The organism is Streptomyces sp. NPDC016309 (genome assembly GCF_043077235.1).
GTDB lineage: Bacteria > Actinomycetota > Actinomycetes > Streptomycetales > Streptomycetaceae > Streptomyces.
Genome location: NZ_JBIBSG010000004.1, coordinates 158,073 through 183,821 on the forward strand (window position 1 = coordinate 158,073; position 25,749 = coordinate 183,821).

The 25,749-nt window shown below is 74.3% G+C and carries 29 protein-coding genes; 11 read left to right on the top strand and 18 right to left on the bottom strand.

Going from position 1 to position 25,749, the window contains the following annotated elements:
- Window positions 1-15: 15 nt before the first annotated feature.
- Together ACF068_RS11560 and ACF068_RS11565 are read right to left on the bottom strand one after the other, a co-directional pair.
- Complete coding sequence (locus ACF068_RS11560; RefSeq protein WP_392274000.1) at window positions 16-2,139, bottom strand: phage holin family protein; 2,124 nt, start codon at window positions 2,137-2,139, stop codon at window positions 16-18.
- Window positions 2,140-2,160: 21 nt separating this feature from the next.
- Window positions 2,161-2,565, bottom strand: coding sequence for a hypothetical protein (locus tag ACF068_RS11565; RefSeq protein ID WP_392274001.1), 405 nt, complete (start codon window positions 2,563-2,565; stop codon window positions 2,161-2,163).
- Window positions 2,566-2,660: 95 nt separating this feature from the next.
- Here ACF068_RS11565 and ACF068_RS11570 point away from each other — a divergent pair, with 95 nt between their 5' ends.
- Window positions 2,661-3,443 (top strand): MBL fold metallo-hydrolase, encoded by a 783-nt coding sequence (locus ACF068_RS11570; protein WP_392274002.1) that lies wholly within the window; start codon window positions 2,661-2,663, stop codon window positions 3,441-3,443.
- An 8-nt stretch (window positions 3,444-3,451) separates the two neighbouring features.
- Window positions 3,452-4,081: a DedA family protein gene (locus tag ACF068_RS11575; protein ID WP_392274368.1), complete on the top strand. Its 630-nt coding sequence runs from the start codon at window positions 3,452-3,454 to the stop codon at window positions 4,079-4,081.
- Between the two features lie 249 nt (window positions 4,082-4,330).
- On the opposite strand, the gene ACF068_RS11580 is transcribed toward ACF068_RS11575, so the two are convergent.
- From ACF068_RS11580 to ACF068_RS11590, 3 genes are all read right to left on the bottom strand, one after another.
- Window positions 4,331-5,464, bottom strand: coding sequence for an MBL fold metallo-hydrolase (locus tag ACF068_RS11580; protein WP_392274003.1), 1,134 nt, complete (start codon window positions 5,462-5,464; stop codon window positions 4,331-4,333).
- Window positions 5,465-5,486: 22 nt separating this feature from the next.
- Complete coding sequence (locus tag ACF068_RS11585) at window positions 5,487-6,704, bottom strand: aminotransferase class I/II-fold pyridoxal phosphate-dependent enzyme (protein ID WP_392274004.1); 1,218 nt, start codon at window positions 6,702-6,704, stop codon at window positions 5,487-5,489.
- 274 nt (window positions 6,705-6,978) lie between these two features.
- Window positions 6,979-7,773: an RNA polymerase sigma factor SigF gene (locus ACF068_RS11590; RefSeq protein ID WP_392274005.1), complete on the bottom strand. Its 795-nt coding sequence runs from the start codon at window positions 7,771-7,773 to the stop codon at window positions 6,979-6,981.
- Between the two features lie 313 nt (window positions 7,774-8,086).
- On the opposite strand from ACF068_RS11590, the gene ACF068_RS11595 reads away from it, so the two are divergent.
- The 3 genes from ACF068_RS11595 to ACF068_RS11605 all read left to right on the top strand — a co-directional run bounded on the left by ACF068_RS11595 (window position 8,087) and on the right by ACF068_RS11605 (window position 11,311).
- Complete coding sequence (locus tag ACF068_RS11595; protein ID WP_392274006.1) at window positions 8,087-9,883, top strand: thiamine pyrophosphate-requiring protein; 1,797 nt, start codon at window positions 8,087-8,089, stop codon at window positions 9,881-9,883.
- A 480-nt stretch (window positions 9,884-10,363) separates the two neighbouring features.
- Window positions 10,364-10,738 (top strand): DUF2795 domain-containing protein, encoded by a 375-nt coding sequence (locus tag ACF068_RS11600; RefSeq protein WP_392274007.1) that lies wholly within the window; start codon window positions 10,364-10,366, stop codon window positions 10,736-10,738.
- A 27-nt stretch (window positions 10,739-10,765) separates the two neighbouring features.
- Window positions 10,766-11,311: a type 1 glutamine amidotransferase domain-containing protein gene (locus ACF068_RS11605; RefSeq protein ID WP_392274008.1), complete on the top strand. Its 546-nt coding sequence runs from the start codon at window positions 10,766-10,768 to the stop codon at window positions 11,309-11,311.
- 101 nt (window positions 11,312-11,412) lie between these two features.
- On the opposite strand, the gene ACF068_RS11610 is transcribed toward ACF068_RS11605, so the two are convergent.
- Complete coding sequence (locus tag ACF068_RS11610; RefSeq protein WP_392274009.1) at window positions 11,413-12,000, bottom strand: TIGR03086 family metal-binding protein; 588 nt, start codon at window positions 11,998-12,000, stop codon at window positions 11,413-11,415.
- A 274-nt stretch (window positions 12,001-12,274) separates the two neighbouring features.
- Between ACF068_RS11610 and ACF068_RS11615 the strand changes: the two genes are divergently transcribed.
- A complete protein-coding gene (locus tag ACF068_RS11615; protein WP_392274010.1) occupies window positions 12,275-13,783 on the top strand; it encodes a bifunctional phosphatase PAP2/diacylglycerol kinase family protein in 1,509 nt (502 codons plus the stop codon).
- 42 nt (window positions 13,784-13,825) lie between these two features.
- Here ACF068_RS11615 and ACF068_RS11620 read toward each other — a convergent pair whose 3' ends face one another.
- From ACF068_RS11620 to ligD, 10 genes are all read right to left on the bottom strand, one after another.
- Window positions 13,826-14,581 carry a L,D-transpeptidase family protein gene (locus ACF068_RS11620; RefSeq protein WP_392274011.1) on the bottom strand — a complete coding sequence of 252 codons (756 nt, stop codon included), beginning with the start codon at window positions 14,579-14,581 and terminating at the stop codon, window positions 13,826-13,828.
- A 196-nt stretch (window positions 14,582-14,777) separates the two neighbouring features.
- Window positions 14,778-15,053, bottom strand: coding sequence for a gas vesicle protein K (locus ACF068_RS11625; protein WP_392274012.1), 276 nt, complete (start codon window positions 15,051-15,053; stop codon window positions 14,778-14,780).
- Complete coding sequence (locus tag ACF068_RS11630) at window positions 15,050-15,274, bottom strand: gas vesicle protein (RefSeq protein WP_392274369.1); 225 nt, start codon at window positions 15,272-15,274, stop codon at window positions 15,050-15,052. Before ACF068_RS11630 ends, ACF068_RS11625 begins: the two co-directional genes overlap by 4 nt.
- 5 nt (window positions 15,275-15,279) lie before the next feature.
- The gene (locus ACF068_RS11635; RefSeq protein WP_392274013.1) at window positions 15,280-16,116 is read right to left on the bottom strand and encodes a GvpL/GvpF family gas vesicle protein; all 837 of its coding nucleotides are present in this window, start codon (window positions 16,114-16,116) and stop codon (window positions 15,280-15,282) included.
- Window positions 16,113-16,433: a gas vesicle protein gene (locus ACF068_RS11640; protein WP_392274014.1), complete on the bottom strand. Its 321-nt coding sequence runs from the start codon at window positions 16,431-16,433 to the stop codon at window positions 16,113-16,115. The genes ACF068_RS11635 and ACF068_RS11640 overlap by 4 nt, the downstream gene beginning before the upstream one ends.
- A complete protein-coding gene (locus tag ACF068_RS11645) occupies window positions 16,430-16,666 on the bottom strand; it encodes a gas vesicle protein GvpG (protein WP_392274015.1) in 237 nt (78 codons plus the stop codon). The genes ACF068_RS11640 and ACF068_RS11645 overlap by 4 nt, the downstream gene beginning before the upstream one ends.
- 88 nt (window positions 16,667-16,754) lie before the next feature.
- Complete coding sequence (locus ACF068_RS11650; protein WP_392274016.1) at window positions 16,755-17,471, bottom strand: GvpL/GvpF family gas vesicle protein; 717 nt, start codon at window positions 17,469-17,471, stop codon at window positions 16,755-16,757.
- Window positions 17,468-17,878, bottom strand: coding sequence for a gas vesicle structural protein GvpA (locus ACF068_RS11655; protein WP_392274017.1), 411 nt, complete (start codon window positions 17,876-17,878; stop codon window positions 17,468-17,470). The genes ACF068_RS11650 and ACF068_RS11655 overlap by 4 nt, the downstream gene beginning before the upstream one ends.
- Window positions 17,879-17,896: 18 nt before the next feature.
- Window positions 17,897-18,238, bottom strand: a complete 342-nt coding sequence (locus ACF068_RS11660) for a gas vesicle protein (RefSeq protein WP_392274018.1) — start codon at window positions 18,236-18,238, stop codon at window positions 17,897-17,899.
- A gap of 71 nt (window positions 18,239-18,309) precedes the next feature.
- The gene (gene ligD, locus ACF068_RS11665; protein WP_392274019.1) at window positions 18,310-19,221 is read right to left on the bottom strand and encodes a non-homologous end-joining DNA ligase; all 912 of its coding nucleotides are present in this window, start codon (window positions 19,219-19,221) and stop codon (window positions 18,310-18,312) included.
- A gap of 83 nt (window positions 19,222-19,304) precedes the next feature.
- On the opposite strand from ligD, the gene ACF068_RS11670 reads away from it, so the two are divergent.
- A complete protein-coding gene (locus ACF068_RS11670) occupies window positions 19,305-19,877 on the top strand; it encodes a GNAT family N-acetyltransferase (protein ID WP_392274020.1) in 573 nt (190 codons plus the stop codon).
- Between the two features lie 111 nt (window positions 19,878-19,988).
- Here ACF068_RS11670 and ACF068_RS11675 read toward each other — a convergent pair whose 3' ends face one another.
- On the bottom strand, window positions 19,989-21,851 hold the full coding sequence (locus ACF068_RS11675) for a transketolase (protein WP_392274021.1): 1,863 nt from the start codon (window positions 21,849-21,851) through the stop codon (window positions 19,989-19,991).
- Between the two features lies 1 nt (window position 21,852).
- The gene (locus ACF068_RS11680) at window positions 21,853-23,199 is read right to left on the bottom strand and encodes an NAD(P)/FAD-dependent oxidoreductase (RefSeq protein ID WP_392274370.1); all 1,347 of its coding nucleotides are present in this window, start codon (window positions 23,197-23,199) and stop codon (window positions 21,853-21,855) included.
- Window positions 23,200-23,547: 348 nt separating this feature from the next.
- On the opposite strand from ACF068_RS11680, the gene ACF068_RS11685 reads away from it, so the two are divergent.
- From ACF068_RS11685 to ACF068_RS11700, 4 genes are all read left to right on the top strand, one after another.
- Window positions 23,548-24,354, top strand: coding sequence for a methyltransferase domain-containing protein (locus ACF068_RS11685; RefSeq protein WP_392274022.1), 807 nt, complete (start codon window positions 23,548-23,550; stop codon window positions 24,352-24,354).
- A 116-nt stretch (window positions 24,355-24,470) separates the two neighbouring features.
- Entirely contained in the window at window positions 24,471-24,818 is a 348-nt protein-coding gene (locus ACF068_RS11690) for a VOC family protein (RefSeq protein WP_392274023.1), read from the top strand.
- Window positions 24,819-24,913: 95 nt separating this feature from the next.
- A complete protein-coding gene (locus ACF068_RS11695) occupies window positions 24,914-25,243 on the top strand; it encodes a gas vesicle protein (RefSeq protein ID WP_392274024.1) in 330 nt (109 codons plus the stop codon).
- A 46-nt stretch (window positions 25,244-25,289) separates the two neighbouring features.
- Window positions 25,290-25,748 (top strand): gas vesicle structural protein GvpA, encoded by a 459-nt coding sequence (locus ACF068_RS11700; protein ID WP_392274025.1) that lies wholly within the window; start codon window positions 25,290-25,292, stop codon window positions 25,746-25,748.
- Window position 25,749: the final 1 nt, after the last annotated feature.

Below are 25,749 nucleotides of genomic sequence, written 5' to 3' on the forward strand. Positions count from 1 at the left end.
GAACGCTGCACCAAATCACCCGTGTTTGTCCGGTGCGACGCGGTCGGCGACCGGAAATGCTTCTTCCGGTCGGGGGCGGGACGGGGATTCCTGCACGGGTTCGCCCGCCGGACCGAGCGGCACCTGCGGGCCCTGGGTCTCGCGCAGCCAGCGCCGCAGCACCCGGTGCACCTCCTCGGCGCCCACCAGTCGGCCGCCGTCCACGACCGGCGCGGACAGGATGCGCGGGGAGAGCAGGAAGGCCTCGGACTGCTCGCCGCCGAGGCCGCCGTGCGAACCGATCTGCTCCTCGAAGGCGTGCACGGTGCCGGTGGCGGTGTCGTACCGGGAGTTGATCATGATGTCGGCGACGTGCGGGAAGGAGTCGGTGCGCCGGACCGCGTCGGCGGCGCCGGGTCCGTAGGGGGCGAGCGGCCCGTCGTCGGTGAGGTCGTCGACCGGCACCTCCGCGCCGCCGGGGCCGAGCACCACCGAGCCGTGCTCCTCGCTGCGGACGAGCACGAAGCCGATGCCCGGGTGGTCCGCCAGGGTGCGCAGCAGGCCGGGGTGCCGGCGGTCGATCTCCTCGCGGGAGAGCCGGTAAGCCACGTCGGGGAAGGAGACCAGCCCCAGGTTGCCGGAGGCCAGCACGACCGGGTCGGAGGGGCGGGCCGCCGGGCGGTCCCGGCGCTCCTCCTCCGGCAGGTGCACCGCGGTGCGCAGCGCGCCCCGGGCCTCGGCGCCGCCGGGGGTGTGCCGGGCCCGGCGCGGTACGGGCAGCCCGCAGCCGGCCCGGACCAGGTCGCGCAGGGTCAGCCCGTACGCGGACGCGAACGTCTCGCCGGGGCTCTGGCCGTGGTCGGAGAGCAGCACGATCCGGTAGGGCCGCGGGGCGTGGGCGGCGACGTGGGCGATCAGGGAGATGGACCGGTCCAGCCGGCGGAGCACCTGGAGCGCGTCACGGCCGTGCGGCCCGGAGTGGTGGGCCACCTCGTCGTACCCGACGAGGTCGGCGTACACGGCGGTACGGCCGGCCAGCAGGTCGCCGATGACGGCGGCGACCACCACGTCCCGCTCGACGACGGTCGCGAAGGCGCGGATGAAGGGGTACAGCCCGCCGCGGCCGACCCGCGGGGTCTCCCCCGCCAGCCGGGACCGGGTGGCCTGGCCGATCTCCCGGCACACCTCGGCGACGAACGAGAGGGCGGTGCGGACGGCGTTGGCGGGATCGCGGAAGTACGCCACGTACCCGGCGCGGGAGCGGTTGCGGCGGCCGCGGCGCGCCGAGACCGACAGCACCAGGGCGAGCTGGTCGGCGCCGCCGCTGAAGAGGTTGCCCCGGCTGGCGCCGTCCAGGGTGAGCAGCCCGCCGTCGCCGGTGCGGGCGATGGCGCGGCGCTGGAGTTCGACGGCGCTCGCGGGCCGGTTGCTGACCATGAGCCGGCCGGTGTCCTTCTCGTACCAGCGGAAGGCGGGGACGTCGTGGTTGGTGCCGTGCAGGATGGCGAGCTGGCTGGCCCCGGTCTGGCTGGACCAGTCGGTGCGCCAGGACGTGAGGCGGTGGGTGGCGCCCAGCCAGCCGGCGACGGTCGGCATGACCCCGTCGGCGACCGCGTCCCGCAGCACCCGGTGTCCCACGCCGTCGAGCTGGAGGAACAGCGTGCCGGGCAGCCCGCCGGGGACGGCCGCCCGGGGCCGGGAGCGCCGCCGCCCCGCGAGCCGGTACAGGCGGCGCCGGTAGGCGTCGTCGTCCCGGACGGCGAGGGCGGTGGACGTCGCGGACGCGACGGCGGACATCACGGCCGCCACCACGACGGCGTTCTCCGGGGCGGACTCGCCCCGCCCGTCGGGGACGAGCCAGAGGGCGAACAGCAGCAGGGAGCCGTTGAGGAAGAAGGCGAGGAGGCCCAGCACCAGGGCGGGCACCAGCAGCAGCGCGCGGACGGCCAGCGGCCACACCAGCGCGCTCAGCAGGCCGAAGGCGCCCGCGGCCCAGGCGGCGGTGACGGCGGTACGGGTGGCGCTGTCCCCGTCGTCGGACTGGAGCCGGAAGTCGGGCAGGAGGCCGGCGAGCGCGAGCATCGTGAGCGTGGACACCGCCCACACCACGACGACCCGCAGCAGGGCACCGCCCGCCGTACGCCACCGTGCCGGTACCACGCCGTTCGCTCCCGCTCCCGCTCAGCGGCCGTCGTAACCCGCCGTCGGCATGGACAGCCGCCGGTGCACCTGGGCCTTCATCGCCGCGTCGTAGGCCGGTTCGTCCAGCCCGGCCTCCTCCAGGCGCACGCCCCGGCGCCGGCACTCCGCCGTGAAGTCCCGCGCGGAGGTCAGCGCCCGGTGCAGGACCCGTTCGTTGGGCACGACGAACAGGTCGACCGCCCCGGCCTCGACGTCGGCCCACAGCATCCGGTGGTCCGGCCGTATGCCGTAGAACAGGAGCTGCCGGCTGACGACGTAGCCCCGGCCGGCCGCCCAGCGCTCGCACATGGCGTGCTGGCTGCGGGTGTCGACCAGGAAGGGGTCGCGGTCCAGCTCCTCGAGCGGCGTCAGGCTGGCGATCGCCGCCACGCGTACGTCGTCCATGCCGCCGACACTACTCCGATCGGGTCCGGGCGAGGAGGCGCGCCCTTACGCTCGTAAGAGCGTGCGGGAGTGACGCGGGAGCGAGGAGGGCGGGCGTGCCGGTGGAGGTCACGTGGTGGGGTCATGCCACTTGTACGGTGCGGGACTCGGGCGTGCGGGTGCTGACCGATCCGCTCTTCGTGCGCCGGCTGGCCCATCTGCGGCGGCGGCGCGGTGCGCTGCCGCCACCGGCCGCCGCCCGGGCGGACGCGGTGCTGATCTCGCACCTGCACGCCGATCACCTGCACCTGCCGTCGCTGGCCCGGCTCGCTCCGGGAACGCGCCTGGTCGTGCCCCGGGGCGCGACGCGCGCGGTGCCGGGGCTGCGGCGGCTGGGCGGCTCGCGGGGCCTGCGGATCACGGAGGTGGTGGCCGGGGACGAGGTGAAGGTGGAGGGGCTGGTGGTACGGGCGGTGCCGGCGCGCCACGACGGGCGGCGGCTGCCGGTGGGCCCGCACGTGTCCCCCGCGCTCGGGTACGTGATCGGCGGGGCGGCGCGCACCTACTTCGCCGGGGACACCGGTCTGTTCGACGGGATGGCGGCGGCGGTCGGCGAGGTGGACGTGGCGCTGCTGCCGGTCGGCGGCTGGGGCCCCTTCCTGGGGCACGGGCACCTGGACGCGGCACGGGCGGCCGAGGCGCTGGCGGCTCTGGCGCCGCGCGCGGCCGTCCCGGTGCACTACGGCACGTACTGGCCGATCGGGATGGACGGGGTGCGGCCGCACGAGTTCCACGCCCCGGGCGACGAGTTCGTACGCCATGCCGCGCGGCTGGCGCCCGGGGTGGCCGTGCACCGGCTGGGTCACGGCGAGAGCGTACGGCCGGAGGTGTCCGGGTGACCGGGGCGATGGCCCTGCTGCCGCCCGAGCCGACCCAGCAGGCGGTCGGCTACCCGGCGCTGTTCCTCCTGGTGGCCCTGGGGGCGCTGGTGCCGGTGATCCCGACCGGGGCGATCGTCAGTTCGGCCGCGGTGGTGGCGTTCCACCAGACGTCGCCGGTGGCGCTGCTGGTGGTGTTCCTGCTGGCGGCGGGCGCGGCGTTCCTCGGTGACGTGGCGCTGTACTGGCTGGGCCGGCGCGGGGTGCACTCGCGGAACGGCTCGCGGTGGCTCCGGTCCCTGCGCGGGCGGGCGGCGCCGGACCGGCTGGAGCAGGCGCAGGCCAAGCTGCGGGACCACCGGGTGTCGGTGCTGGTCCTCTCCCGGCTGGTCCCCGCGGGCCGGATACCCGTGATGCTGGCGTGCCTGCTGGCGGAGATGCCTCTGCGCCGCTTCGTGCGCGGCAACCTCCCGGCGTGCCTGGCGTGGGCGCTGACCTACCAGTTGATCGGCATCCTGGGCGGCTCGCTGTTCGCCCGCCCGTGGCAGGGCGTCGTCGCGGCGATCGCCCTGACGGTGCTGCTCAGCGCGGTCCCGTGGGCCTGGCGCCGCCTCCGCCGCTCCTCCCCCTCGCCGTCCCGCGCCGCGCGCGGCGAGTGAGCCGAAGGGGCGCGGCCGGTGCCGAAAGGGAGAACGCGCGGAGGCCGTGAGGAACGAACGGCCGAGCACGATCGACCGTCGGCACCGGCACGAGCGCCCCGGAGGCGAACCGGGCCCCTACAGTACGCGTGAGCCGAAGGGGCGCGGCCGGTGTCGAAAGGGAGAACGCGCGGAGGCCGTGAGGAACGAACGGCCGAGCACGATCGACCGTCGGCACCGGCACGAGCGCCCCGGAGGCGAACCGAGCCCCTACAGTACGCGTGAGCCGCCGACCGGGAGGTCCCAGAGGCGGTCGCGGGGCAGGCCGGCCTTCTCCCAGGCGGCGCGGACGCGGGTGATTGGTTCCATCACGGGTTCGGAGGAGAGGACGAACGTGGCCCAGTGCATGGGGGCCATGTTCCGCGCGCCGAGGTCCTGGAAGGCCTGGACGGCCTCTTCGGGGTCGGTGTGGACGTCGCGCAGCCACCAGCGGGGGGCGTAGGCGCCGATGGGCAGGAGCGCGAGGTCGATGCCGGGGTGGCGGCGGCCGATCTCCTCGAACCAGTGGCCGTAGCCGGTGTCGCCGGCGAAGTGGACGCGGTGTCCCTGCGGGTCGGTGAGTACCCAGCCGCCCCAGAGGGAGCGGCAGGTGTCGGTGAGGGTGCGTTTGGACCAGTGGTGGGACGGCACGAAGTCGAAGCGGACGCCGCGCACTTCGGCGTGTTCCCACCAGTCGAGTTCGGTGACGCGGGTGAAGCGGCGGCGGCGGAACCAGCGGCCGAGCCCGGCCGGGACGAGGACGGGGGTGTCGGGGGGCAGCTTCCTGATGGTGGGGGCGTCGAGGTGGTCGTAGTGGTTGTGGCTGATGACGACGGCGTCGACGGGCGGCAGGTCCTCCCACCGCACGCCGACGGGGGTGATGCGGGCGGGCGTGCCGAGGATGCGGCGGGACCAGACGGGGTCGGTGAGGACGGTGAGCCCGCCGATGCGGATGACCCAGCTTGCGTGCCCGGCCCAGGTGACGGCGACGGATCCGGGGGGCGCGGCGGGCAGCGGGCCGGGCTCGAAGGGCAGGTGCGGGATGTCCCGCAGGCCTTCGGCGGTGGGCCGTACGGCGCCTTCGCGGGCGAGCCGGGCCATGGCCCGGACGCCGGGGAGGGGGGCGGTGAGCCGGTCGGCGAAGGATCTGGGCCAGATGCGGGGTCCGCCGTGGGAGTGGCGCCCGCCATGGGGATGGGGACCGCCGTGGGGGCGGGGTCCGCCGTGGTGGGGGACGCCGTCGCCCCCGTGCCCGTCGTCCCCGAGCCCATCGCCCTCGTGCCGGTCGTCGCCGTGCCCGGCGGGGCCGGACGGGGCACCGTCCGCGGGGGGCCGGCCGGTGGGTGCCGTCCGTTCCGTCGTCATGTGTCAGCTCCGTTCACCGTGGTCACCGCAGTTCGCGCAACGCGGTGCCGAACGTGTCCAACGCTTCCGCCACGTGGGGCAGTTCCAGCGGGTCCGCCGCCGTGAGGGACTCGGCGCGCTGCTCGGGGGTGGCTCCGAGCAGGGGCCAGGTCGCCAGGCGCGCCCGGAGCGCGCCGAGCTCGTCGCCGAACCGGTGGCCGCCGGGGACGAGCACGCCCAGCCGGTCGGTCAGGTACTCCTCGAGCTCCATGGAGTCGGTCACCCCCCGGTCGGCGAGCCGGCCGCGGAAGGGGCCGAGGTCGGCGTACAGGTGCCGGCCGGCGGCCGGGGGCAGGGCGAGCGCGCCGGCGGTGAGCACCGTGTGGTGGGCGGCGGCGGCCACGCGCCCGTGGAGGGCGGCGGCGGCCGTCGCGCGCGCGGTGACGGGCGCGGGTTCGCCGAGCGCGTGGGCGGCGGCCGCGGCGACGGGGCCGGCGACGTGCGCGCCGAGGGCGGTGAGCCGGTCCAGGGTGCGGGCGCGGTGGTCGCGTCCGGGCCCCGCGGGCGGGAAGCGGGCGATGGCGGCGGGCCAGGCGGCGGGGGTGAGCGAGCCGGCGAGGTCGCACAGGACGGTGACGTCGTCGGGGCACATATCGGCGGGGCTGACGAGCACGGTGCCGTGCGGGTCGTGGAGAGTGTCGCGCCAGGTCTCGTCGCTGATGACGTGGAGGCCCTCTTCGACGGCGGCCTCGCACGCCTCGAGCACGACCTCGGGCGGGGCGACGGTGGCGGTGGGGTCGTCGACGACGGAGAGCAGCAGGACCGTCGGGTGGCCGCCTTCGGCGCGGACCCGTCGTACGGTCTCCAGGAGGGCGTACGGGTCGGGGACGCCTCCGCACTCGGCGGGGGTGGGCACGTGGTAGGCGGGCCGGCCCAGGAGCCTGGCCTGGGGGGCCCACCAGGCGGGGCAGGGCCGGGGCATCAGGACGTCGCCGCCGTGGGCGGCCATGAGTGCCGAGAGCAGGGGCTGGGCGCCGGGTGCGGCGGCGACGTCCTCGGGGTGGCAGCGCAGTCCGCGTCGCCACCAGTAGCCGCAGGCCGCGTCGCGCAGCACGGCGCCGCCGCCCGGGGGTTCGGGTTCGGTGCGGTCGGCGGCGGCCGCGAGGACGGCGGTGAGTTCGGGCAGGACGGGCAGGCCGGATTCCGGCGCGTGCGGCCCGTAGCGGACGGGACCGCGTCCCCGGGGGTCCGGCTGCCGCATGTCCTCACCTCCGCCCGCTCGGCGCTGCCGCTGGGGTGCGGGGACATGTGCCCGGCCCCATAGCCCTTTATACGGAGGTTCCTCGCATGTCGCCGCTCCACGGGCCGGTGCGGGCCGGCCGCCGTCCGGGACGGCGGCCGTGTGCGGGGCGTGCCGGGACCGCCGCGTACGGGGTCCGCCACCTCGCGGCCGCCAGGGGGTGTCTTGTCGATCAGGCCGGCAAGATCGGCGAGACGCCCCTAGGTCCCGTCCACAACCTCCCGGGGCAATACACCTAGGCGGCGACGTCCCGCATGATGTCCTCCCGCATCTGGGAGCAGCACCGGCTGATGAGCCGGGAGACATGCATCTGGGAGATGCCGAGGTCCTCGGCGATCCGGCTCTGGGTCATGTCGCGGAAGAACCTCATGTAGAGGATCCTCTGCTCGCGTTCGGGCAGGTTCCGCAGGCGCGGCTTGACCGATTCGCGGTCGATGACGACGTCGAGGGCCGGGTCGGGGCCGCCGAGCGCGTCGACGAGCGTGTACCCGTCCTCGGTGCCGGGCAGCTCCGCGTCCAGGGAGAGGGCGGTGAAGCTGTCCAGGGCCTCCAGGCCCGCCATCGCCTCCTCCTCGGTCATGCCGGCCTTCTTGGCGATCTCGGACACGGTGGGAGCGCGGCCTCCGACCGTGTGCGAGAGCTCCTGGTAGGCGGCGCGGACGCGGCCACGCAGGTCCTGGACCCGGCGCGGTACGTGGAGGGTCCACATGTGGTCGCGGAAGTGGCGCTTGATCTCGCCGGTGATGGTGGGGACGGCGAAGCTCTCGAAGGCCGCGCCGCGTTCGGGGTCGTACCGGTCCACGGCCTTGACCAGGCCGAGGGCGGCGACCTGCTTGAGGTCCTCCAGGGACTCGCCCCGGTTCCTGAACCGGCCCGCGAGCCGGTCCGCCATGGGGAGCCAGGCGCGGACGATGTCCTGCCGGACGGCTTCCCGTTCCTCGCCCTCCGGCAGTGAGGCCAGGCGCTGGAACGCCTCGGCGGTGTCGGGGGCGTCGTCGTGCGGATGCTTGGTGTGAGCGAGGGTACGCATTGCTTTTCAGCTCCCTGAACGGTGCTGACGGTTGGCTGTCACCCCGAGGAGAGCTCCTTTCTCCGGGCAGGGGACACGCCCGGAACGGATGGCCGCTCCTAGGGACGTGCCTCCGGTCCGAAGCACGAGATGCGCATGCCCGGGGCCGACCCCGGCAAACTCCTCCTTCCATGCTGGCCGCCTTCCGGCGTTTCCGCTCCTCGGAGCCGCGGTACCCGGGGCCGTGCTGCCGGGACGCCCCGTAGTTACCGACGAGTACGACACGGGTTCCCGGCCCGATCGGAAGCCCCGTACGAGGCCAGGAGGACCGCAGATGAGCATGGATGTCGCCGACCGGATACTCGCCCGGCTGCGCGAGTGGGACGTCGAGTGCGTGTTCGGCTATCCGGGTGACGGGATCAACGGGCTGATCGCCGCCTGGGGCCGCGCCGAGAACCGGCCGCGTTTCATCCAGGCACGGCACGAGGAGATGGCGGCCTTCGAGGCGGTCGGCTACGCCAAGTTCGGACACCGGCTGGGGGTGTGCGTGGCGACCTCGGGCCCCGGCGCGATCCACCTCCTCAACGGCCTGTACGACGCCAAGCTCGACCACGTGCCGGTGGTGGCGATCGTGGGCCAGACGCACCGCAGCGCGATGGGCGGCTCGTACCAGCAGGAGGTGGACCTGCACGCGCTGTTCAAGGACGTCGCCTCCGACTTCATCGCCACGGTCACCGTCCCCGAGCAGCTTCCCAACGTCCTCGACCGGGCGATCCGCACCGCGTACGCGCGCCGCTGCCCCACCGTGGTGATCGTGCCGGGCGACGTGCAGGAGCTGGAATACACGCCGCCGACGCACGAGTTCACGATGGTGCCCTCCAGCCTGGACCGCAGCGCCTGGACGGCCGTGCCCGCCGACGACGCCCTGGAGCGGGCCGCCGACGTACTGAACTCCGGCGAGAAGCCCGCCCTCCTGATCGGCCAGGGCGCGGCGGCGGCCCGCCCGGAGGTCGAGGAGGTCGCCGAGCTGCTGGGCGCCGGCGTCGCCAAGGCGCTGCTCGGCAAGGACGCGCTGTCCGACGAACTCCCCTACGTCACCGGATCGATCGGACTGCTGGGGACCCGCCCCTCCTGGGAGCTGATGCAGGGCTGCGACACCCTGCTGACCATCGGCTCCAGCTTCCCCTACAGCCAGTTCCTGCCGGAGTACGGGCAGGCGCGGGCGGTGCAGATCGACATCGACCCGCACATGGCCGGCATGCGCTACCCGTACGAGGTCAACCTCATCGGCGACGCGCGCGCCACCCTGCGCCGGCTGATCCCGCTGCTGCGGCGGAACGGGAAGCGCGGCTGGCGGGAGAAGATCGAGAAGTCGGTGCGGCGCTGGGACGAGGTGATGGAGCGGCGCGCGGCGGTGGGCTCCGAGGCCGTGAACCCGGAGCACGCGGCACGGGCCCTGTCGCCGCTGCTCCCCGACCGTGCGCTGCTGACCTGCGACTCCGGTTCGGTCACCAACTGGTACGCGCGCCACATCACCCTGCGCGGCGACATGCGCGCCTCGCTGTCCGGGACGCTGGCCACCATGGGGGGCGGGGTGCCGTACGCGATCGGCGCCAAGTTCGCGCACCCGGACCGCCCGGTGGTGGCCCTGGTCGGGGACGGGGCCATGCAGATGAACGGGCTGGCGGAGCTGATCACCGCGGCCAAGTACCGGCACCAGTGGGACGATCCGCGCCTGGTGATCGGCGTCTGGAACAACCGTGACCTCAACCAGGTGACGTGGGAGCTGCGCGCCATGGGCGGCGCCCCGTCGTTCCTGCCCTCCCAGGAGCTCCCCGACGTGCCCTACGCGCTGTTCGCCGAGTCGATCGGGCTGACCGGGCTGCGGGTGGAGAAGGCGGACGAGGTGGAGAGCGCCTGGCGGATGGCACTGGCGGCGGACCGCCCGGCGGTCGTCGAGTTCGTCACCGACCCCTCCGTACCGCCGATCCCGCCGCATGCGACCTGGCAGCAGTTCGAGTCGACCGCCGCGGCACTCGTGAAGGGCGACGCCGAGCGTGGCGCGGTCGTGAAGCAGGGGCTGAAGGCGAAGGTGCAGGAGTTCCTGCCGGGAGGGAAGCCGCGGCGGTAGTGCCGGGCGCCGGTGCCGGGCCCGCCGCGGGCGCGGTGGTCCCGGGGCCCGGCACCACCGTCCCGGGGGCGGCGCGTTCCGGCAGGCCCGGCTCGCGCTCCGGCAGGCCCGGCTCGCGCTCCGGCAGCAGGAAGTCCTCGTAACGCCCCAGGGCGAGGACGACGCCGAGCATCGCGGGCGGCAGCAGCAGGGGAACCAGCAACGACAGCAGTCCCATGACCCGGCCCTTCCGTGTGGGGCCGCCGCCCGCCGTCCGTGCCGGGACCGCCCCTTCCCCGCCGCCCGCCGGCCGTCACCTGCCGGCCGTCACCCCCTGGGCGTCACCCATCGGGCGTCACCCGTCGGCCGTCACCCGTCGGCCGTGCGGCCGCACGGCCGGATCGGCGGGTCCCCCGCTCCCCCGGATCCCAAACCCGGGTTTGCCCCCGCCCGGTCGGGTACCCGCCCGGCGACCGCACGCGAAGGACCGTGGAGGGCGCCATGCAGCGAGGCAGCGACCGGCTCAGCCGCCGCCAGGACGACGAGATGAAGCACCAGCTCAAGGGGCTTCTCAGGTCCGGGCATCCGACGAGGACCGAGGAGTGGCACGACCCCGAGCCGGTTGCCGAGGACGACCCGGAACTGGCCCCGCCCCGGGGCCACACCGAGCCCTTCGAAGCACTGCGCCTGGAACTGGGCCGGCACCTGGCCCGGACACCCTTCCCGGCGCACCGGGGCGACCTGCTGCGGATGCTGCGGGAGCGGCACGCGCCGGACCCGCTCCTGGACCGGGTGGCGACGCTGCCCGGCGACCGCACCTACCGCAGCGTGCAGGACGTGGCCGTGGCCCTGGAACGGCCGCCGCACCTGGCGTAGCGACCCACGACCGGAAAGGAAGCAACTGTGCAGATCGCGTTTCTCGTGGCGCCCGAGGGCGTCGAACAGGTGGAGCTCACCGACCCGTGGCAGGCCGTGAAGGACGCCGGTGACACCCCCGTGCTCGTCTCGACCGAGCCGGGGAAGATCCAGGCGTACAACCACCTCGACAAGGCCGACACCTTCCCCGTCGACCGGGCCGTCGCCGACACCTCCGTCGGCGACTACGGCGGCCTGGTGCTGCCCGGTGGCGTCGCCAACCCGGACTTCCTGCGGACGGACGAGAAGGCCGTCGCCTTCGTGCGGGGCTTCTTCGAGGCGGGCAAGCCGGTCGCGGCGATCTGTCACGGACCGTGGACGCTGGTGGAGGCCGATGTGCTGCGCGGCCGGACCCTCACGTCCTGGCCGAGCCTGCGGACCGACATCCGCAACGCCGGCGGTGAATGGGTGGACGAGCAGGTCAAGGTGTGCGGCGCGCGGCCCGGCACCCTGATCACCAGCCGCAAGCCGGACGACCTGAAGGCGTTCTGCGAGGCGTTCACGGCGGAGTTCGCCAAGGTCTCGGGCGGCTGACCCCTCGGGGGCGGCACGCCCGGACCGGCTCCTCGTCCCGCGCGGCGGACGAGGAGCCTCGTCGTGTCGTGGGCGCGGACGGTGCGGGGCCGGCGCCCGTCTCAGGCCTCGCGGCCGACCATCGCGAGCAGCTTCGTCTGCTCGTCGGCGTCCGCCGGCGCCTTCACCGGGGCGGCGAACAGGCCGGTACCGGACAGGCTGTCGGCGTACGGGGTCACCTCCCGTACGGCGAAGTCGACCAGGTCCCGCGGCAGCCGCTCGTCCGCGCCGATCGCCCGGGACAGGTCCCAGGCGTGGACCACCAGGTCCGAGACCATCTGCGAGCAGTAGGCGGGGACCGGCGTCGGTCCGAAGGACAGGTGGACCGTGCGGTCCATGGCGCCCTGCTCCAGGAACGCGGCGCGCGACTCCGCCGCCGCCCGGTCCCACACGGCGATTGGGTCGTCGCCCAGGACGTCACCCGCGAAGGCGTCGCCGACCTCCTCGCTGGTGCGCCGTTCCCGCACCAGCGGGGCCACCCACAACTGCTCGACGGTCAGATGGTTGACGAGGTCCCGTACCGACCAATCGGTGCAGGGGGTCGGGGCGTCCCACTGGTCGGGGCGGACGGCGTGCACCCGCTCGCCGAAGAAGTCGAGCGCCTCGCCGTGCCGGGTGAGGAGCGTGCTGGGCACATGGGGGTTCGGCACCGTGGGTCACCTCCGTGGATGGGTCGGCGTCACCCGCCCACTCTTCCCGGCCCCGGCGAAGGACGCCAGGCGAGTGACCCGGCCGGGAACGGGTGCCCCCGGAGCCGGGCCGTCCCGGGAGCCCCCGAGCGGTGCTTCGGAGCGGGTGACCCGGAGCCGTGGCCCGGAGCGCTGTCGCGTACGGTCGGCGGTACGCCCGGCCGGGGAGCCGCCCCCGCACCGCCGACCGGGGGGTCTACGCGTGGGGGACGACCGGAAAGGGTACGCGCGCAGCATGTTCGATACTTCCGCCCCGCCGGCCGCCGAGACCGTACGTGGCCGGGTCACCGCCCGGTTCAGCGCCTGGGACCGGGAGGTCTTCCACCGTGTCGCGACCCGGCACTGGCCGGGGGGCGACCAGGTGCTGCCCCGGCTGAGCCATGCGGCCAACCACGGACTGCTGTGGTTCGGCGCGGCGGCCGGCATGGCCGTCCTCGGGCGCGGCGCCCGGTCGCGCCGGGCGGCGGTGCGCGGCGTGGCGTCCCTGGCGCTGGCGTCGGCGGCGATCAACACGGTGGGCAAGCGGTCCGTGCGCCGGGCCCGCCCGGTGCTGGACGCGGTGCCCGTGGTGCGGCGGCTCAAGAAGCAGCCGTTCACGACGTCGTTCCCGTCCGGTCACTCCGCGTCCGCCGCCGCCTTCGCGGCCGGCGTGCTGCTGGAGTCGAAGGGCTGGGGCGCGGCCGTGGTCCCGGTGGCCGGCGCGGTGGCGCTGTCCCGGGTCTACACGGGCGTCCACTACCCCAGCGACGTGCTCGTGGGCGCCGCGCTCGGCGTGGGCGCCGCCTTCGCCGTACGCGGGATCGTGCCGACCCGGTCGCAGTTGCCGGCCCCGGGGCGGCCGCACGCCGACGCGCCCGCGCTGGCCGGCGGTGAGGGCCTGGTGGTCGTCGCCAACCGGGGCTCGGGCTCCGGCGACACGACCGCCCTGGTGCGGGACGCGCTGCCGGGCGCCGAGGTGCTGGAGTGCGACCCGGAGGACATGGCGGCGGCGCTGGAGAAGGTCACCTCGTCCGGGCGGTGCCGGGCGCTGGGGGTCCTGGGCGGGGACGGCACGGTCAACCGGGCCGCGGCGACGGCCGCCCGGCACGGCCTGCCGCTCGCGGTGTTCCCCGGCGGCACCCTCAATCACTTCGCGTACGACCTCGGCATCGAGTCGGTGGACGACACGTGCCGCGCGCTGGCCTCGGGGGACGCGGTCCGCGTCGACCTGGGACGGTTCACCCCCGGCCCGGACGGCGCCCCGCACGGCTACTTCGTCAACACCTTCAGCCTGGGTGTCTACCCGGAGCTGGTGCGGCTGCGGGAGCGCTGGTCGCCCCGGATCGGCGGCTGGCCCGCGGGGGTCCTGGCCGCGTGGAAGGTGCTGCGCGGGGAGCATCCGCTGGAGGCGGAGGTGCACGGCCGGCGGCGCCCGATGTGGCTGCTGTTCGCCGGGAACTGCGTCTACCGGCGCATGGGGCCCACCCCGGGCCGCCGCTCCGACCTGGCGGACGGCCTGCTGGACGTGCGGGTGGTGCACGGCGGCCGACTGCCCGGGCTGCGGCTGCTGGCGGCGGCGCTGGCCGGGCCGCTCAGCAAGTCCCCGGTGCACGCGGCCGAGCAGTTGCGGCGGGTGCGGATCTCGGGCCTGGCGCCCGGGACGCCGCTGGCCTACGACGGCGAGGTGACCGGGGCACCGCCGGAGCTGTACGTCGACAAGGAGGACGAGGCCCTGACGGTCTACCGTCCCCAGCAGGGCCGCTGAGGCTCCCGGCCGGGGCCGCCCCGGGGGGCGTGCCTGCCGGGCTCACCGCCCGAGCGTCCCCGCGTCCCCCATCACGATCACCGGCTTCTTCGCCGGGTCCAGGGCGCGCAGTAGCTGCCGCATGTCGTCGCGCCGCAGGGCGATGCACGCGCGCGTGGGCCCGCCGTGGTCGACGTGGATCCACACGCCGCCGCCCTTGCCGGGCCCGAGGGGCCGGACCTTGTCGAGCGGCGACGTGCCGGGGACGCGGTTGTAGTCGATGGCCACCACGTGGTCGAAGGATCCCTCCAGCGGTTCGCCCAGGAAGCCGGTGCCGGGCATGTCGAACTCGTCGCTGCGGTCGTAGGGCAGCAGGGTGCCCGGGTCGGGCAGGCGTCCTCCGGCGTCCCCGAGGGTGAACACCCCGATGGGCGTACGGAGGTCACCGGCGCGGTGGTGGGCCGTCCAGCCGCGGAGCGCGTTGTGGGCGGGCCACGGCTGGCTGACGGTCTTCCACCCGGTCGCCGGGTCGCGCTCGTACAGGACGGCGGTCGACTGGTAGGCGTGCGGCCCGTCGCCCTTGACCACGAGCGCCTGGGACGTGGTGGCGGGAATGCGGGCGCGGGTGGCGGGGCCCAGGCCGGGGATCCGGGCCGGCGGGGCGGGTGCGGGCGCGCCGTGCGCGGTGCCGGCGGTCGCCGAGCCGGGCCGGCCGGCGGGTTCCGGTGCCGTGCGGGCGCCGGCGCATCCCGTGAGGAGAAGCCCGGCGCACATCGCGCCGATGAGCGTGCGGCGTCCCGTTCGGTTGACGACGGACATCTCGGAACCTTTCCCTCATCGCCGGGGCCGTACGGCGTGGACTGCGGCCACCAGGCGATGATCTGCTGATCCGGTCGTCCGGGCGCGGTGATGAGGGGGCGACGCGCGTGAAGTTCCCCCGGTCCACCTAGGGCGTGCGGCGAAAGCGGCGCCGTCCGCCCGGGGCGGGTCCGGGGCGGGGCTCGGGCGGACCGGGTCAGAGGAGGGGCCCGAGGGGTCCCAGATCGAGGTTGAGGTCCTCCGGTTCGAGTCCGAAGCGCGTGCGGAGGAGCTCCATGCGGTCCTCCAGCAGCATCAGGGTGAGCCCGATGCGCTCCTCCTGGTCCTCGGTGAGGTCGCCGCCCTCCACCCGCCGCAGCGCCTGGCGCTCCATGAGCTGGCGCAGCAGTTCCACCACGGTGAGGACCAGCCGGGCCAGGTCGCGTTCGACGGTGTCGGGGTCGAGCTCCACCTTGCGGTGCGACGCGGTCACAGGCGCACCTCCCGTGCCGCCGGCCGCGGGAGCGCCTCCCCGGGCCCCCAGGGTGAGGGCACGTCCTCGTTCACCGAGCTGATGAGGGCCTTGAGGTCGACGCGTACGAGATCGACGTCGGCGATCCGGAGGGTGAGGTCACCGGTGAGCACCACGCCGCCCGCCAGCAGCCGGTCGAGCAGGTCGACCAGGGCGATACGGCGTTCGGACAGGGGTTCCACGGCGGTCACCGGCCGGCCTCCTGGCTCTCCCGGACGCCGTCGGGGGCGGGCGCGGGGGCGTCACCGTGCGCCTCCTCGTCGGCGATGCCGGCGAAGGAATAGGGGGCCCAGGGTCCGGTGAGCTCGACGCGGACACCCGGTTCGGGGGTCTCGTCGACCAGGGCGACGAACCGCTGGCTGAGCGCGCGGTCCACCAGGTAGGCGGCGTTCAGCACGTTGACGCCGGACGCTCCGGAGAGCCGGGCGTCCTGCGGCCGGTGGACGGTGGTGGCCTCCGCGTACCGGGACAGCTCGTCGTGGAGCCGCCGGCACAGCGCGTCGGCGCGCTGCCAGTCGCCGTCGCGGGTGCGGCGGGCCTGGAGCCGGCGGCGCAGGTAGTCGCGGCCGGCGGCCCCGGTGGCGGGCGCCTCGGGGGCGGGCTCGGGTGCCGTTCCGGCGCCGGGCTCGGCGTAGACCTTGACGCCCCATTCGACCCGGCCGTCCAGCCGCTCCAGGGCCCGTACGAAGCGGTCGTGGCCGTCCTCCAGGAGGCGGCGCACCCCGCTGTCGTCGCGGCAGACGGTGGCGAGCCGCAGCGGGAGCGGGCAGGTGACGGTGGACAGGGCGGCGACCACCGCGTCGTGGGCGCGCGCGGTGGCGGCGAGCCAGTCGAGGTCCTCCAGCCGGGCGCGCAGCGGTCCCTCGTCGAACTCCTCGGGGGCGACGGAGCCGGTGACGGCGACCAGGTCGCCGTGGCGCAGCAGCCGGGGCGGTTCGCCGCCGATGCCGTGGGTGCCCTCGGGGAGGACGCCGTCGAAGGGGCGCGTGACGGCGTAGACGTAACGCAGCCGGTCGGTGCTCATGCGGTGCGTCCCTCCAGTTCGGCGATGCGGCGCCGCAGTTCGGCGTTCTCCTGGGACAGTTCGCCGCCGCGGGCGCGGGAGGAGAGCGCCGGGTCGCTCTCCCACCAGTCGATGCCCATCTCCTTGGCCCGGTCGACGGAGGCGACGACGAGGCGCAGCTTGATGGTGAGCAGTTCGATGTCGAGCAGGTTGATCTTGATGTCGCCGGCGATGACGACGCCCTTGTCCAGGACGCGTTCCAGGATGTCGGCGAGGTTGGCGCTGCTGCCCTCGGAGGCGTACGGGCTGGGCAGGCCGCTGGGGCGTGGGGTGCTCATGACGTTCTCGGGCCCTTCTCCAGGCGGTCGAGGAGCTCGTCCTCCCGGCGGTCGAATTCCTCTTCGTCGATCTCGCCCGCCTCGAGCTGTTCGTTGAGCCGGGCGAGTTCGCGTTGTACGGCGGCGGGGTCGTAGTACTGCCGCTCTGCCTCCGTCACCACCTGGCGCAGCACCCAGGCGGTGCCGCGCAGGGGCGCCGCCGGCAGGAGCAGCAGCTCTCCCAGCAGGCCCATGCCCGGTCCTCCCTCTCCGTCGTTCCTCCGGCGCGTCCCGCGCCGCGTTGTGCCACGTGACCGGTCGTACGGCCCGTGACGGGGTGGGTCACTCCACGAAGCTGTAGGGCGGCAGCGGCCCGTTCACCTGGAGCACGAGGTGGTGGTGGGCCTGCTGGAGCTTGTCGATCGCGGCGACGAAGGCGTCGGCCCGGTCGCGCTCCACCAGGAAGGAGATGTTGGCCAGCCAGCCGCCGCTCTCCGGGCCGGGGCGGACGTCGGCGGCCTCGGTCTCCAGCGACTGCTGGATGTGGACCGCGTCGCTCGACTCGCGCTGCTGGACGGCCGCCGCGACGCGTTCGCCGAGAGCCAGCTTCTGCTCGTAGGTGCCGCCGCCCGCCGCGCGGTTGGCCTCGCTGAGCTTGCGCAGCTCGGGGTTGTCGGCGAGGACGCGGTGCAGGACGGCCTCCTCGTCGTGGCTGGCCTTCACGTTGTACTCGACCTTGTCGTCGAGGGTGCGCAGCCGTTCGAGGTAGTGCTCCTCGCGCTCGCCGAGGACGGCGAGGACGGCGTCGTCGTCGGGCGAGACGCCGCCGAAGCGCATGGGCAGGACCGCGCCGGCCGCGCCCGCCTCGGCGAGGACGTTCTGGTGGGCCATCAGGTCGCGCCGCTTGGGCCTGAGGTCGTCGGGGGCGTCGCTGACGAGCGCGGCGAGCGCGCCGTGCTTGAGCACCCGTACCGGCTGGGCCGGTTCGCCGATGCCGCCCATCTTCTCGGGGAGGCCTGGATGTGAGCTCCGGGCGATTCCGTAGACGTACGTGCTCACTCCGTTTCCTCCTTCTTACGGGACGACGAGCGGCTGCTGGACGAGCCGCTGGACGAACTGCCGGACGAGCCCTTGAGGGCGTCGGATATGGTCTCGGCGGCGCCGGACAGCGCCCCCTTGGACTTGCCGCGGGCACCGGACTCGGTGATGTCGCCGACGAGGTCGGGCAGTCCGGGGTTCTTGCGGGGGCCGGCCTCCAGGTCGAGGCGGTTGCAGGCCTCGGCGAAGCGGAGGTAGGTGTCGACGCTGGCGACGACGACCCGGACGTCGATCTTCAGGATCTCGATGCCGACCAGGGACACTCGGACGAACGCGTCGATGACGAGTCCGCGGTCCAGGACGAGTTCGAGGACGTCGTACAGGCCACTGCTGCCGCCGCCGCTCTGCTGTGCCGGAACTACGGTCATGGTGGGGTGCCTCCCTCCCTAGGAACGGTCGGACCTGCCGCGCTCGTAGCGGCGGACGCGCCGGTAGCCGCTGAGCTCGCCGTTGGCGTCGAGTTCGACCTCGTACGAGGCGAGCAGGCTCATCGTGTCGGGGACACGTGCCAGTTCGAGCACTTCGACGTTGAGCGTCCAGCCGTCCTCGGTGCGTTCGAACGACGACACCGACTCGGTCTCCATGCCGGTGAGTTCGGCGAGCTGGGCGCATGCGCCGCGCAGTACCTGCATGGGGCTCGGCGACTGTTCCTGGGGCTGTTGTCGTGCCCGGGCGCTTGTCGCCCGGGCGCTGCTGTTCTTCTCTGTGTTCTCTGATGTGTTCGCCATGGATGCCTCGCTCTCCTGGTTGCCGTGACTCGGATCCGCAAACCCTTGGCCCGTGGTGGGTTGAGGCCGGATCAGCGCAGTGCGTCCAGACGCCGCCGCGCCGGCCCGAGGGCGCGCGGGCGGGCCGCCGCACCGTCCCACGGGGTGCTGCGGGCCTGTTCGAGGACGTTGGTGACGGTCCAGCGGCGGGCGTGCGTGGCCGGGTCGTCGAGCTGGTCCCAGCGCAGCGGGGTGGCGACGGGGGCGCCCGGCCGGGCGCGTACGGAGTAGGGCGCCACGGCGGTCTGGGCGTAGCCGTTGCGCTGGACGTCGAGATAGAGGCGGTCGCCGCGGGGCTGTTTGCGGGCCTCAGTGGTGAGTTCGCGGGGGTGGGCGGCGGCCAGGGCCTCGGCGACGTCGTGGGCGAAGGCGCGTACCTCGTCGAACTCGCTGTGCCCGTCGAGCGGGACGATGACGTGCAGGCCCCTGGAGCCGGTGGTCATCAGGGCGGAGGGCAGCCTGAGGGCGTCGAGGAGTTCGCCGAGGAGGTGCGCGGCCCGGCGTACGGCGTCGAAGTCGTCCTCCGCGGGGTCGAGGTCGAACACCATGCGGTCGGGCGTCGTGGGCCGGTCGGCCCTGGACTGCCAGCGGTGCAGCGTGACGCAAGCCTGGTCGGCGAGGTGGACCAGCGTCGCGGTGTCGTCGCACACGGTGTGGGTGACGGTGCCGCCCTCCTTGGGGAGTTCGGCGCGGTGGACCCAGTCGGGGTAGCCGGCGGGCGTCTCCTTCTGCATGAAGCGGGGGCCGCCGATGCCGTCGGGGAGCCGTTCGAGCATCAGGGGCCTGCCGCGCAGGTGGGGCAGCATGAAGGGCGCGACGGAGCGGTAGTGGTCCACCAGGCCGGCCTTGGTGATGCCGTCGTCGGGGAAGAGGACCTTGTCCGGGCGGTGGATGTCGACGGTCCGGCGGCCGGCCCGGACGGCCCGGGTGCTGCTCGTACTCATCGCGTGCGTCTACCCGGGCGGGCCACCGCCACACGCCGTAATCCCGTTGCGGGAGCGGGGCGGGCGGGCGCAGCATCCGGGCCATGAGTGTCTTCCTGCGAACGCCCCGGCTGGTCCTGCGCCCCGTGACGGAGAACGATCTGGACGAGGTGTGGGCGCTGGACAACGATCCCGAGGTGATGCGGTACCTCAACGGCGGGCGGCCGGTGTCGCGCGAGGAGGTGCGGTCGGGGGCGCTGCGGCGGCTGCGGGGGCCGGGGTTCTGGGCCGCCGAGGCCCGTGACTCGGGCGAGTGGCTGGGGTGGTTCTCGCTGGAGCCCGACCCCGTGCGGGAGGCGGGCCGGTGGGAGGTGGTGGAGCTGGGCTATCGGCTGCGCCGGTCGGCCTGGGGCCGCGGGTACGCGACCGAGGGGGCCCGGGCGCTGGTCGACAAGGGCTTCCGGGAGCTGGGGGTGCGGCGGGTGGTCGCGCGGACGATGACGGTCAACGCGGGCTCGCGGCGCGTGATGGAGAAGTGCGGGCTGCGGTTCGTGCGGACGTTCTTCGAGGAGTGGCCGGAGGTGATCGAGGGGTCCGAGCAGGGCGATGTGGAGTACGCGTTGTCCCTCGAGGAGTGGCCGGGCGGCCGCGGGCGGGAAGCCGGAGCGGGCGGGTGACCCCGCCGGGGTGCCGCTCCTGGCCGCGCCGGGGTCCGGTCACGGGGCGCGCGCGGCCGCCGGCCCCGGGGCGCGGGCCCCGGGGCCGGTCGTGGGCCGCGGCCGGGCCGTTCAGGGGGTGACGGCCCGCTCCACCAGGAGCTGGACGGCCGCCACGATCGCCTCGGCGTCGATGCCCGCCTTCCGGAGCTGTTCCTCGGGGGTGGCGGAGGCCGGCATGTCGCGGACCGCGAGCCGTGCCGTGCGCGGGGCGGGGCGCCCGTCGGAGAAGGCCTCCGCGACGGCGTCGCCCAGCCCGCCCTCCGGGTGGTGGTCCTCCACAGTGAGGAGGCAGCCGGTGGCGGCGGCCGCGTCGGCGAGCGTGTCGGTGTCCACCGGCTTGAGCGAGTACAGGTCGATCACCCGCACCGGGATGCCCTGCTCGTCGAGCAGGTCGGCGGCCTTGAGCGCCTCGTGGACCGTCACTCCGGCGGCGACGACGGTCGCCCGGTCGTCGTCGCCGTGGGTGCGCAGCACCTTGGACCCGCCGACCGGGAACGTCTCGTCCGGCCCGTACAGGACGGGCATGTCGGCGCGCGAGGTGCGCAGGTAGCGGACGCCCTTGAGGTCGGCCATGGTGGCGACCAGCCGGGCGGTCTGGTTGGCGTCGCACGGGTACAGCACGGTGCTGTCGTGGACCGAGCGGAACATGGCCAGGTCCTCCAGGCCCATCTGGGAGGGCCCGTCCTGGCCGATGGCGACGCCCGCGTGCGAGCCGACGAGGTTGATGCCGGCCCGGCTGACGGCGGCCATGCGGACGAAGTCGTACGCCCGGCTGAGGAAGGCCGCGAAGGTCGAGGCGTACGGCACGTAGCCGCGGGTCTGGAGGCCGACCGCGGCGGCCACGAGCTGCTGCTCGGCGATGTAGCACTCGAAGTACCGGTCGGGGTGGGCCTTGGCGAAGAACTCGCTCCGGGTGGAGTCGCCGACCTCCGCGTCCAGCGCGACGACATCGGCGCGGGCGGATCCGAGGGCCTCCAGGGCGTGTCCGAAGGCGGTGCGGGTGGCGACGGTGTCGCCGATGTCGAAGCGGGGAAGCTGGGGCTCGGGCGGCTCGCCGTCGCTGTTGAGGGTGGCCTTGCGCCCGGTGGCCGCCGCCGGCTTCTGGACGTCGACGTGCAGGGAGCGGGGCCCGCCCAGTTCCGCGATGGCGGCCTCCGGGTCCTTGAGGGGCTTGCCGTGGAATCCCTCCAGGTCCTCCACCGCGGTGGCGCCCCGTCCCTTGCGGGTGGCGGCCAGGATGACGGTGGGCTGCCGGATGGTGGACCGGGCCTCGGCGAACGCCCGGTCGAGGGCCTGGACGTCGTGGCCGTCGACCTCGATGGTGTGCCACCCGAAGGCGTGCAGCCGCCGTTCGTACGCGGCGAGGTCGTGCCCGTGGCGGGTGGGGCCGCGCTGTCCGAGCCGGTTGACGTCGACGATCAGGGTGAGGTTGTCGAGGTGGTTGTACGCCGCGTGCTCGACGGCCTCCCACACCGAGCCTTCCGCCATCTCGCTGTCGCCGGACAGGACATACACGCGGTAGGGCACCTCGTCGAGGCGTTTGCCGGCCAGGGCGATGCCGACGCCGACGGGCAGGCCCTGGCCGAGGGAGCCGGTGGCGACGTCCACCCACGGCAGCCGGGGCGTCGGGTGCCCTTCGAGGCGGCTGCCGAGCTTGCGGAAGGTGAGCAGTTCGTCGTCGTCGACCGCCCCGGCGGCCTTGTACATGGCGTACAGCAGCGGTGAGGCGTGCCCCTTGGAGACCACGAACCGGTCGTTGCCGGGGTGTTCGGGGTGGTCGAAGTCGAACTTCAGGTGGTGGGCGAGGAGGACGGCGGCGATGTCGGCCGCCGACATGGACGAGGTGGGGTGGCCGGAGCCGGCGGCGTCGGCGGCGCGTACCGCGTCGACGCGCAACTGCTGTCCGAGAGTGGCCAGTTGTTCGTGGTGCATGTCACTCCTTGCCGTCGCGGCCGTGGTCGCCGCCGTAGCTGCCTCGTCCGCCGCCCGGTCCTGCCGGGATGCGGGCCAGCTCGGGCGAGGCGGTGTCGAGCGGTACCTGCCAGGACCGGAGCAGGCCGAGCTGCACGGCCTGCCGCGGCAGAGCGGCGTCCAGCAGCCAGTCGGCGGCGACCCGCACCCGGTTGCCGGGCATCGCGGCGAGGTGGTAGCCGCGGGTGACGGCGCCCGCGACGGGGCCGGACAGCTTGACGCCCATGGGGTTGGCGGCCGCCTTGACCCCGCCGAGGTCCACGGCGAAGCCCAGGTCGTTGTGCTTGTACGGGGCGGCCTCGCCGAACCCGAGGGAGGCGGCGACGTTGCGGGCGGCGACCTTGCCCTGCCGGGCGGCGTGCTGCGCCGTCATGGGCGTGAACTCGCCGGGCCGGGTGAGGTCCGGTACGGCGGCGGCGTCACCGCACGCGAAGACGTCGGGGTGGCCGGGGACGCCGAGCTGCGGGGTGACGACCAGGCGGCCGCGTTCGACGGGCAGGCCGAGCTGGGACACGAGCGGGTCGGGGCGTACGCCGACGCACCAGATCAGCGACCGGGTCTTCACGAACTCGCCGTCGTCGAGCAGCACCCCCTCCGCCGTGGACTCCTTGACGGACGTCTTGGTGCGCACGTCGACGCCGCGGGCGCGCAGCACCTCGTCGGCGGTGCGGGAGAGCTTCTCGTCGAGGCCCGGCAGGACGCGGTCGGCGACGTCGAGGAGCATCCAGCGGGGCTTCACCCCGGTGGGCCAGGCGGGCTGCTTGCGGACGAGGGCGTCGGTGAACATCTTGCCGTGCGCGGCCAGTTCCGTACCGGTGTAGCCGGCGCCGACCACCACGAAGGTGCAGCGCGAGGTGCACTCGGCGGGGTTGCCGGCGGCGGAGGCCAGCTCGATCTGGCGGGTGATGTGGTCGCGCAGGTACAGCGCCTCGGGCAGGCCGCGGAAGCCGGTGGCGTTCTCGGCGACGCCCGGGATGGGCAGCAGCTTGCTGACGCTGCCGACGGCGAGCACGAGCCGGTCGTAGGTGAGGGTGCCCTCGGTCCCCTCGGGGTCCGTGTAGTGGACGGCGCGCGCGTCGAGGTCGACGTGGTCGGCCTGGCCGAGCACCAGCCGTACGTGGCGGAGGGTGCCGGGGAGCGAGACGGTGATCCGGCGCGGTTCCAGGACACCGGCGGTGACCTGGGGCAGCAGCGGCAGGTAGAGGAAGTAGTCGGTCGGGTTCAGCAGCACGATCTCCGCGCGGCCGCGCAGGCTGCGGGAGAGGTTTCGGGCGGTCTGGTACCCGGCGAAGCCGGCGCCGACGATCACGACGCGCGGCAGGGCGCGGGAGCCGTCGGGGCGGCCGGGGTGGCCGGCGGGGCCGGGGCCGGGGAACGGGCCGGACGGGCTGACGGACGGGGTCACAGGGCCTCCAGCGTCATGTCTGCGTGCGTGCACGGCCGCGTGATGCGGACGGACCTTCCCGGTGCCCCGGAGCCTGCCGCCCAAACGCGGCATTCCGGTCGCCGCACGGGTCCACGGCGGGTCACTCGCGATCGGGCGGATGTCGCCGCACCGCACCCGCGTGTCTCATTTGGTGAGAACCGCGTATCACTATGCGACACGGTCGCGTACGGTGGCGGGACCAACGACCGCTGGACCAGAGGGAGTACGGCCATGGCCGACGCTGTCTACACGCACGGGCACCACGAGTCGGTGCTGCGCTCGCACCGCTGGCGGACGGCCGCCAACTCCGCGGCGTACCTGGTCGGCGAGTTGCGGCCCGGGCTCGACGTCCTGGACGTGGGCTGCGGCCCCGGCACCATCACGGCGGACCTGGCCGCGCTGGTCGCTCCGGGCGGCCGCGTGACGGCGGTCGACGCGGCCGGTGACGTCCTGGAGCAGGCCCGCGCCACCGTCCGCGAACGGGGCCTGAACAACGTCCGCTTCGCGGTCGCCGACGTCCACGCGCTGGACTTCCCGGACGACTCCTTCGACGTCGTCCACGCCCACCAGGTCCTCCAGCACGTGACCGACCCCGTACGGGCGCTGCGCGAGATGCGGCGGGTGTGCCGCCCCGGTGGCGTCGTGGCCGCCCGCGACAGCGATTACGCGGCGTTCGCGTGGTACCCGGAGGTACCGGTGCTGGACGACTGGCGGCGGCTGTACCGGCGGGTGGCGCGCGCCAACGGCGGCGAACCGGACGCGGGCCGCCGGCTGCTGTCCTGGGCGAGGCGGGCCGGGTTCACGGACGTCACCGCCTCCGGCTCCACCTGGTGTTACGCCACCCCCGAGGAGCGCGCGTGGTGGAGCGGGCTGTGGGCGGACCGCACGACCGCCTCGGTGTACGCGCGGCTCGCGGTCGACGGCGGACACGCCACGGAGCGGGACCTCGCCGCGATCGCCGAGGGCTGGCGGGAGTGGGGCCGGCGCGAGGACGGCTGGTTCCTGGTCCCGCACGGCGAGGTGCTGTGCCGGGTGTGACGCGGCGGGGCGCGGGCCCGGAGCTCCGGGGACGGCGGCGGCAGGGCGCGGGCCCGGAGCTCCGGGGACGGCCGAACCGATCTCACTCCCCCGCGCCGTCAACTACCCTCCCCCGTATGGAGATCCTCGGCACCACGCTGCGTGTCTGCGTCGACGACCTGGAGACCTCGGTGGTCTTCTACGAACGGCTCACCGGCAGCCGCGCGCTCCGTTTCGAGCGCGGCGGCGTGTCCGTGGCGGCCATCGGCTGCTTCCTGCTGATGAGCGGCCCCGAGAGCGAGCTGGAGATCCTCCGCAAGGTGGCGGCGACGATCGCCGTCGAGGACGTGGACGCCGCGCACGCCACGCTCACCGAGGCGGGCGCGAAGGTGCTCGCGGGCCCCGTGCCGACGCCCGTGGGGCGCAACCTGATCGCGGTGCACCCCGACGGATCCGTCTTCGAGTACGTCGACCAGCGCCGCTGACACCGTGCCCGCAGGACACCGAGCACCAGTCCGATATGCTTAGTTAGACGGTTTATAACGCCTTTGTCTGTTATGGCAGCAGGTGAGTATCGACGATGCCTTCGGAACGACAGAACGACGGACCACGGCGCGCGCCCCGCGGTGGCGGGGACGACCGCCCGCGACGCCTGTCGGCGCCGAAGGCCATGCGCTCCGCCTCCCAGCAGTTGCAAGAGCTGCTGGGCAGGCCGCCGGAGTCGATTTCCGCGCTCCGGCCCACCGATGACGGGTGGGAGGCCGAGGTGGAAGTGCTCGAACTCGAGCGGATCCCCGAGACGACCAGTGTGCTGGCCAGCTACCGGGTGACGCTCGACGCGGAGGGTGAGCTCATGGCGTACGAACGGATCCGGCGCTACACGCGCGGGCAGATCGACCGGCGCGCCTGAGCATCGGATCCGGACCGCGCAGAGGCGGTCCGTGAGAGGAGGCACCATGACGGTGGTGCCGCAAGGAGGCGGAGGCCCCGTCGCCCGTGGCGGAGGCGGCGGCGGGTCCTCGTCATCGTTGTACGACGTGCTGGAACTGATTCTCGATCGCGGGCTGGTCATCGACGTCTTCGTCCGCGTCTCCCTGGTGGGCATCGAGATCCTGAAGGTCGACGCCCGCATCGTGGTGGCCAGTGTGGACACCTATCTGCGTTTCGCCGAGGCGTGCAACCGACTCGACCTCGAAAGCGGGCGCAAGGCCCCGACGCAGTTGCCCGAGCTGGTGGGCGAGATGACGGAGGGCGGGGCCCGGGGCAAGAGCAAGGGAGCGCTCACGGGGGCGGTGGAGGCCTTCTCCGATTCGTTCCGGAAGGGACGCGACGACGAGTCCGAGGAAGAGCCAGAACCGGTAGAGGAGCGGGAGAGGTCACGGCCGCGCCGTCCTCCCCGGCGCCGGGAAGAGTGAG

Bases quoted from the DNA above. Each gene is read 5' to 3' on its own strand.
- ACF068_RS11645 (WP_392274015.1), bottom strand. From the start codon at position 16,666: ATGGGCCTGCTGGGAGAGCTGCTGCTCCTGCCGGCGGCGCCCCTGCGC.
- ACF068_RS11600 (WP_392274007.1), top strand. From the start codon at position 10,364: ATGCAGCGAGGCAGCGACCGGCTCAGCCGCCGCCAGGACGACGAGATG.
- ACF068_RS11620 (WP_392274011.1), bottom strand. From the start codon at position 14,581: ATGTCCGTCGTCAACCGAACGGGACGCCGCACGCTCATCGGCGCGATG.
- ACF068_RS11690 (WP_392274023.1), top strand. From the start codon at position 24,471: ATGGAGATCCTCGGCACCACGCTGCGTGTCTGCGTCGACGACCTGGAG.
- ACF068_RS11595 (WP_392274006.1), top strand. From the start codon at position 8,087: ATGAGCATGGATGTCGCCGACCGGATACTCGCCCGGCTGCGCGAGTGG.
- ACF068_RS11575 (WP_392274368.1), top strand. From the start codon at position 3,452: ATGGCCCTGCTGCCGCCCGAGCCGACCCAGCAGGCGGTCGGCTACCCG.
- ACF068_RS11695 (WP_392274024.1), top strand. From the start codon at position 24,914: ATGCCTTCGGAACGACAGAACGACGGACCACGGCGCGCGCCCCGCGGT.
- ACF068_RS11675 (WP_392274021.1), bottom strand. From the start codon at position 21,851: ATGCACCACGAACAACTGGCCACTCTCGGACAGCAGTTGCGCGTCGAC.
- ACF068_RS11580 (WP_392274003.1), bottom strand. From the start codon at position 5,464: ATGACGACGGAACGGACGGCACCCACCGGCCGGCCCCCCGCGGACGGT.
- ACF068_RS11660 (WP_392274018.1), bottom strand. From the start codon at position 18,238: ATGGCGAACACATCAGAGAACACAGAGAAGAACAGCAGCGCCCGGGCG.
- ACF068_RS11590 (WP_392274005.1), bottom strand. From the start codon at position 7,773: ATGCGTACCCTCGCTCACACCAAGCATCCGCACGACGACGCCCCCGAC.
- ACF068_RS11685 (WP_392274022.1), top strand. From the start codon at position 23,548: ATGGCCGACGCTGTCTACACGCACGGGCACCACGAGTCGGTGCTGCGC.
- ACF068_RS11635 (WP_392274013.1), bottom strand. From the start codon at position 16,116: ATGAGCACCGACCGGCTGCGTTACGTCTACGCCGTCACGCGCCCCTTC.
- ACF068_RS11655 (WP_392274017.1), bottom strand. From the start codon at position 17,878: ATGACCGTAGTTCCGGCACAGCAGAGCGGCGGCGGCAGCAGTGGCCTG.
- ACF068_RS11615 (WP_392274010.1), top strand. From the start codon at position 12,275: ATGTTCGATACTTCCGCCCCGCCGGCCGCCGAGACCGTACGTGGCCGG.
- ligD (WP_392274019.1), bottom strand. From the start codon at position 19,221: ATGAGTACGAGCAGCACCCGGGCCGTCCGGGCCGGCCGCCGGACCGTC.
- ACF068_RS11670 (WP_392274020.1), top strand. From the start codon at position 19,305: ATGAGTGTCTTCCTGCGAACGCCCCGGCTGGTCCTGCGCCCCGTGACG.
- ACF068_RS11565 (WP_392274001.1), bottom strand. From the start codon at position 2,565: ATGGACGACGTACGCGTGGCGGCGATCGCCAGCCTGACGCCGCTCGAG.
- ACF068_RS11700 (WP_392274025.1), top strand. From the start codon at position 25,290: ATGACGGTGGTGCCGCAAGGAGGCGGAGGCCCCGTCGCCCGTGGCGGA.
- ACF068_RS11640 (WP_392274014.1), bottom strand. From the start codon at position 16,433: ATGAGCACCCCACGCCCCAGCGGCCTGCCCAGCCCGTACGCCTCCGAG.
- ACF068_RS11585 (WP_392274004.1), bottom strand. From the start codon at position 6,704: ATGCGGCAGCCGGACCCCCGGGGACGCGGTCCCGTCCGCTACGGGCCG.